This is a genomic window from Mycobacterium sp., from assembly GCF_032162605.1.
GTDB lineage: Bacteria > Actinomycetota > Actinomycetes > Mycobacteriales > Mycobacteriaceae > Mycobacterium.
This window is the reverse complement of record NZ_JAVROT010000501.1, coordinates 1-4598: the sequence shown is the minus strand read 5'-3', so window position 1 is coordinate 4598 and position 4598 is coordinate 1. Positions and strand designations below refer to the sequence as shown.

The window sequence follows — 4598 nt, the reverse complement described above, 5'->3', positions numbered from 1 at the left end:
GAATCCCTCGAGGCCCATCGGCGTCTGACCCGTCGGGAAGCGCGCGGCCGTGCCGTCGAGCTACTCGAGGCCGTCGGTCTGCCGGATCCAGGAGCCAGGCTGGGTTCCTACCCGCATCAACTGTCCGGAGGGCAGAGGCAGCGGGTGATGATCGCGATCGCGCTGGCATGCGACCCCGAACTGCTGATCGCCGACGAACCGACCACGTCCCTCGACGTCACCACGCAGGCCCAGATCATCGATCTGGTGCGCGACCTGCAACGAGACTTCGGCACGGCGGTCGTGTGGATCAGCCACGACCTCGGCGTGATCGGCCAGGTGGCCGACGACGTGACCGTCCTGCACGACGGTGAGGTCGTCGAGCAGGCGCCGATCCTCGAGGTGTTCGACCGTCCCCGGCAGCCGTACACCCGCGAACTCCTCGGGGCCCGCCCGCTGGTGGGAGGGAGCGGGCCGGCCCCAGTCGCCGACGACGCCGCGGTCCTGCTGGAGGTCACCGGTCTCGACGTGCGGTTCCCCGTCACGACCCCGACCGGCAGGTCGACCGTCCACGCGGTGAAGGACGTGTCGTTACAGATCCGCCGCGGATCAACGCTGGGACTCGTCGGTGAGTCCGGTTCCGGCAAGTCGACTGTCGCCGCGGCACTCACGGGGTTGGTGCGGCCGGACGCCGGACGGGCGCTCCTGGACGGCGCCGACCTCCTCGCCAGGCGTCGCAGCGGGGGAAGGCGAGCCGAGAAGGAACTACGGCGGCGGATCGGCCTCGTCCTGCAAGATCCGTTCTCGTCGCTGAATCCCCGCATGCCGGTCGGGGCGTCGGTGGGAGAGCCGCTCGTCGTCCACGGACTGGTCGACGGCAAGGGCGCCCGGCGGGCGCGCACGGCGGAACTGCTCGACCTGGTCGGTCTGTCGTCAACGTTCGCTTCGCGCTATCCGCACGAGCTCTCCGGCGGACAGCGGCAGCGGGTGAGCATTGCGCGGGCTCTGGCGCTGGAGCCCGAGTTGCTGATCCTCGACGAATCCACCGCGTCGCTCGACGTATCGGTGCAGGCGAAGGTCTTGGAAATACTCGCTGACCTGCAGAAGAAGCTGGGTTTGACCTATCTGTTCATCGGTCACGACCTAGCGGTGATCCAGCGGGTAAGCCACGACGTGCTCGTCATGCGCGCGGGTGAGGCCGTCGAATACCGCCCCGCCGTCGACCTCTTCGCCGCGCCGCACGATGAGTACACCCGGGCGTTGCTGGCAGCGGTTCCGCCCGCCCGTCCGCGTGGTGTGCTCTGAGTGGGCGTTCGGGTGTAACGAATCGGTCCAGGGACCGATGTCTCTTGTGAGCGGCAGCTTCTGGTCGGCGGGGCCAGTTGGGGGAGATGGCTGCACGTGGCAGCAGTGGTGGGCAACTATCACGCTCCTCGAGAGCGAAGGAGTCGATGCACGATGGGTGCACCGTTGGAGATTTGTCGTAAGCGAACCGTCTGCGCCGTCTTGGCGACCGGAGTGGTCATCTCGCTGACTGCGCTGACGGGCGGTGTCGCCCCGGCCTTCGCAAAGCCCGGCACCGACCCCGTCGGTCCGACGACCACGGTCGCGCCACAGCCGACCGTCGAGGCGACGAAGCAGGCGCCGGTCGAGAAGCCGACGGTGGCCGACATGCCGTCGGCCGTAGCGCCGGCCCCGGTGACGGTCGCGCCGCCGGTGCCAGAGACCGTCGAAGCTCCACCGCCGACCCGCGAGCCCGAACCGCCCCCGACCGTCGAAACGCCCACTGAGACCCGTGCGCCCGAGCCAGCGCCGTCGTCGATGGCGACCAGTGCGGCGCCGCTAGCACCGCGTGAGGTTCCGTCCGCCAGCACGCCAGCACCGGTCGCGTCGGAGACACAGAGTCCACCGTCGCCGGAGGAGCAGAGTTCGACGAGCCCGACACCGTCGACGTCCAGCCAGGACACGACGGGCGTATCCACGCCCCCATCCCCGGCGCTGGTGTCGCCGACCTCGGGTGCGAGTGAGTCATTCGAGTCGAGCAGCAGCACGGCGACCCCGACGCGTGAATCGACCGAGTCCGCGTCCGAATCGGCGAAGAACGGTAGCGCTCCTGCGACCACGTCGGCTTCGTCGCCCGCGGAGTCGGCGCAGCGAGTGATCGAGAAGGTCTCTCCGCAGACGCTGGAGGCGCCCGATGCGGACGTCCAGATCGCCCAGAGTGCGAAGATCGTCGAGGAGAAGCCGGTCGCCGCACCCAAGCAGGAGATCGACGACATCTCGCGCGTGATCGACCTGCCGGGCTGGGGCAACCGGGACAAGCAGCAACCCTTCGACACAAACGGTCAGCGCGAAAGGGATCGGGTGCGGCTCGCGGGCGATGGCAAGTGGGACCGCAACGTGCGTCAGTGGCGCCCGGACTGGGTCCAGTACGACGAGTACTACCGCCCGGTGCTGAGCAACCCGTACCGCGACCCGGTGCGGATCGTGTACGTCTACCAGAACTCCCCCCGCGTGGTGTGGATCCCGCCGCTGGCCAGGATCGTGCTCGAGGTCGCCCAGTACGCCGCCTACAGCTTCACGGCCGTGGTCTCCAACACGATCGACCAGGCCGCCAATGTCGCGGTGGGCAGCTTCTTCGGTGGCGGGTACTACCCGGGTGTCGGCCAGCCCCTGCCCCCGCCTCCGCCACGGCTGCTGAACTACGCCAACGTTCCCGTTCATGTGCGGTACTCGGACGCCAACTACGAGCCGTTCCGTGTCTCGAAGATCGTGGACGTCGGCGACGACGCGCAGTACGGCGAGCGGAAGGTACTGCTCGACGGCGTCACGCCAGCCTGGGGCGAATGGAAGCAGACACCTTCCGGCGAACGGAGTTTCGAGGTTCACAAGACCCAGCAGTTCCCGGGTCTCGACGATCCGCAGGAGGCGCCGCTACCCGGCGATTACCAGCTCAAGCTGGCTTCGGACGAGTCATCGTCGGGGATGAACAAGCGGGACGTCTACCTGATCGCGGTGGCCGTGGCGTGCGGTGCACTGAGCATCGGCGCGGTCGTCCTCAGTGTCTTCATCGGGCGCAGGCGGCGTCCTCAGCACTGATGCTCCGACCTGGTGGCCCCACGAACACGGCCGCCGAGTGAAAACTCGGCGGCCGTGTTCGTATCGAAGGTTGCTAGGGGTGGACGGGCCAGTCCCACACGGACATGTCGCCGCGCGGGTAGTTCATGCAGACATCGGTGGCCTTGGCGGCGACGCCCTTGTTGTTGAAGAACACCTTCGCCCAGTTACCCCAGTGGGTCGCCACCTGCTCGTAGTAGATGTTGGTAGCGGTGTCCTCGGAATACTGGCGGCGAGCTGCGGCGTCGAGCGAGAAGAACCAGTGGATGCGGTCCTCGGCGGACTGCTGAACGTCGGCCGGACGATTGCTCTTGTCGATCATGTACCGCTCGAAGTACACCGGGCTGGTGTCACGCGCGGCCGCCAGATACTGCTCGGTGTCACAGGTGGTGACGATCAGCCGATGCGGTATCGGGAAGTCGTCGGTCGAGTCCGCCGCGGCCGGGCCGGCCAAGGCCGTCGCGGCGATGCCACAGGCCGCGGCCGCCAGACCACTGCGTACGGCTAGATCGCGCAAGCTCTTCGACATGACGTTTCTCCTCAGGCTGTCGGGACGGGTTCGGGTTGCTTCGGCGGGCTCGGCCACGGTGCCGGCTTGGGTCGTTGTCGCACGGCCGTCGGCCACCAGAACCACTTGCCAAGCAGCGCTGCGATGGCCGGCGTCATGAACGACCGGACAACCAGGGTATCGAACAGCAGGCCGAGACCGATCGTGGTGCCGACCTGGCCGATGACGGTGAGCTCACTGACTGCCATCGACATCATGGTAAAGGCAAACACCAGGCCGGCGGAGGTCACCACTGACCCGGTACCGCCCATCGACCTAATGATGCCAGTGTTGAGACCCGCGTGTATCTCTTCCTTGAATCTGGACACCAGGAGCAGGTTGTAGTCGGCTCCGACCGCCAGCAAAATGATGACCGACATCGCCATCACCATCCAGTGCAGCGGGGTGGCCAGGAGGTGCTGCCAGATGAGCACAGACAATCCGAACGAGGCGCCGAGCGACAACACCACCGTGCCCACGATCACGGCCGACGCCACCACGGCCCGGGTGATGAGCAGCATGATGATGAAGATCAGTGCCAACGACGCGATGCCGGCTATCAACAGGTCGAAGAGGTTGGCGTCGGACATGTCCTTGAAGGTCGCCGCGGTCCCCGCGAGGTAGATCTTGGATCCCTCCAGCGGGGTGCCCTTGATGGCTTCCTTCGCCGCTTGTTTGATGGCGTCGATGTGAGAGATGCCCTCTTGGCTCATCGGATCGCCCTCGTGGCTGATGATGAAGCGCACCGCATGCCCGTCGGGGGAGATGAAGTTCTTCATGCCCTTCTTGAACTCGGAATTGTTGAAGATCTCCGGCGGCAGATAGAACGAGTCGTCGTTCTTCGACGCGTCGAACGCCGCACCCATCGCGGACTGATTGTCCTGCATCGCCGCCATCTGGTCCGACATACCCTTTTGGGTTTGGTACATCGTCAGCATCATGGTCTTCATCGACT

The 4598-nt window shown here is 66.4% G+C and carries 5 protein-coding genes; 2 read left to right on the top strand and 3 right to left on the bottom strand.

The window, feature by feature from the left end; all coding sequences use genetic code 11:
* On the top strand, positions 1–1284 hold a 1284-nt coding region (locus QOI01_RS27820; RefSeq protein WP_526386378.1), incomplete at its 5' end, for a dipeptide ABC transporter ATP-binding protein.
* A gap of 119 nt (positions 1285–1403) precedes the next feature.
* Here the strand turns inward: QOI01_RS27820 and QOI01_RS27815 are convergent.
* A complete protein-coding gene (locus QOI01_RS27815; protein ID WP_526386377.1) occupies positions 1404–2102 on the bottom strand; it encodes a hypothetical protein in 699 nt (232 codons plus the stop codon).
* Between the two features lie 34 nt (positions 2103–2136).
* On the opposite strand from QOI01_RS27815, the gene QOI01_RS27810 reads away from it, so the two are divergent.
* Positions 2137–3078: a hypothetical protein gene (locus tag QOI01_RS27810; protein ID WP_526386376.1), complete on the top strand. Its 942-nt coding sequence runs from the start codon at positions 2137–2139 to the stop codon at positions 3076–3078.
* Positions 3079–3151: 73 nt separating this feature from the next.
* Here the strand turns inward: QOI01_RS27810 and QOI01_RS27805 are convergent, their stop codons facing one another.
* The gene (locus QOI01_RS27805; RefSeq protein WP_526386379.1) at positions 3152–3640 is read right to left on the bottom strand and encodes a DUF5078 domain-containing protein; all 489 of its coding nucleotides are present in this window, start codon (positions 3638–3640) and stop codon (positions 3152–3154) included.
* Positions 3637–4598 (bottom strand): MMPL family transporter (locus tag QOI01_RS27800; protein WP_526386375.1); only part of this gene is annotated, 962 nt, incomplete at its 5' end. The genes QOI01_RS27800 and QOI01_RS27805, both read right to left, overlap by 4 nt.